This is a genomic window from Ohtaekwangia sp. (genome assembly GCF_036568665.1).
In the GTDB taxonomy this organism is placed as follows: Bacteria; Bacteroidota; Bacteroidia; order Cytophagales; family Cyclobacteriaceae; genus Ohtaekwangia.
The window spans coordinates 1-2,015 of record NZ_DATCSD010000033.1; the positions used below are offsets into that span (position 1 = coordinate 1).

General features: G+C 44.4%; 2 protein-coding genes. Both read right to left on the reverse strand.

Annotated elements, in window-relative coordinates; genetic code table 11:
- Window positions 1-983, reverse strand: a 983-nt coding sequence (locus tag VIN08_RS01720; RefSeq protein WP_331959280.1) for a hypothetical protein, incomplete at its 3' end; no start/stop codon positions are given.
- 35 nt (window positions 984-1,018) lie between these two features.
- Window positions 1,019-2,015 (reverse strand): RHS repeat domain-containing protein (locus VIN08_RS01725; RefSeq protein ID WP_331959283.1); only part of this gene is annotated, 997 nt, incomplete at its 5' end.

A 2,015-nucleotide genomic window follows, 5' to 3' on the forward strand; every position in this document is an offset into this window, starting at 1 on the left:
TTGCTGCCGGTAACAACGCCATTCACACAATAAGGACGGACTATCGATGGATTATCACTGGTGTTATTTACCCAATAGTAATCCGCATACGAAAAGATATAGTCCTTTTCATCATTAGCGAAATATACTTCGTTGTAACCCGGCTTTAATATTTGTCCGGCACTCGCAAGCGGTGGTGCATAGTTGATGGTTACATGCACTGGCCCAAGCGGGTTTGCCCAGCAATTTGTGGCCGCAGAATAGTAACGGGTATAGTGATCGCCGGATTCATATACGAGATAGTTGCCGTTTACAGGATTATTTACATCTGTACCTGTACTACTTTGTTCCCAATAATGACCAGCGCGTACACCGTTGCCTGTTGTTAATGTCTGCCGGTGATAAAACGAAGCTGCACCCAAAGTAGGTGAAAGACTTGTTTTTGAAACGTTGACTGTTATCTGATTTTCATTTGTGCAAGCTTCTCCTGAAATAGTCAGGTAGAAGGTTGTTGTGGTAGATACATTATTAAACGTAACGGAGGTACCGGAACCGGTATAGCCGGCCGGAACCGAACGCCACAGAAAATCATATCCGGAATTAGTATAGCTCGGATCTACCGAAAGCGTCACACTTCCTGATTCACATAACTGAGTTGTACTGGCCGTAATAGACGGTCTGGGGACGGCCTCAATAAATATAGTGGTCTGCGTATATACCGGTTTGGTATTTTGACATGTGCTACACCAGGAGCCTAACTTGACGGTGTGGCTACCGGTTGTATTAAATGTATACGTTTGGCTCGGCCCGCTGCCAATGGATGTACCGTCAATTACCCAACTATGATTGTCATAATTATCCGGGCAGTTTTTATAAAATGTTATAGGCTGGCCCAGGCAGTTTCCGCCTGAATGCGAAATACTGCAAGGAGATGTTTGACCGAAACTGAGGCTACCGCTGGCCATCAGCCCAATAAAAAATAATGCTATATAGAAACGCTTCATACTAGTTCTTTAAATCTGTGTGCGTTATAATATCTTTACTCTATACCTGTGCTTCCAGGTTTACAATTACAACCTGATACCAGGCCATTGTTATATTGACAACAGTTGTCAACGGCCAGCGACCGGAGGTCATAGGGTATCTCCGATTTCTTGTTCGCTGTCATCCAACTGCCCTGGTTGCCGCACAGATCATAGTACGCATATCGATACCCGCCATCGAAACAGGTATTGCCATTACCATCCGTATACCCATTGCAAACCACTACCCCCGCCACAGAGTTTGAAGCAAAATCTGCTTTCAATGTATGTGCTGTCTGAACATTCTTAAACGTGACAACTTTGCCTGCATTCTGGATGGATACGGTCGTTCCATCAGCAAGCGTTACAGAAGATTTATCGACATCGATCTTTTTACCATCAATCCACACGGCAGCCAGTGTATTACTCTGGCATTTATCGCGCAGCTCAAAGCGAAGGTCTTTCCCCTGGGCAACCGAAATATTTCCGGAAGGATATATATACCCTCTGGTACCTGTGCTTGATGTATTGATCGTTAGTGTATAGGGATTATTTACTCCGTAGTTATACTCTACAATACCGGTTTTAACTATACCCTGATTACCATAGGCTGCTTTAAAGCTCTCTTTGTAAGTAGAGGTGAGGCGTCCCATAGCATCATAACGATACTCAGTGTAAAGGTTATTGTTATCAAGTATATGCGATACTTCACCCCATGGGTTATATACATAGCCGGTCATGGCAGCATCAATCGGTCTTACACGGAAGTCGTCAAAGTATGTCGTGTTAACACCCGCTTCACACCACAGCTCCAGCTTTGAAGCGTTTGTTGCTGTTACCGCTATATCGGCCTCCAGTAAATACCAGTTACCCGCTTTTCCTACGTTGTTGACTGACGCAATTGATTCTGGGCTTGAATCAAGTTTATACTTGATCGATGCCGCAGGCTGCGATGACCATACGCTAACACGATACTTATTTTGCCGGGGAGTTTCCATGTAGTAGGTAAAACCT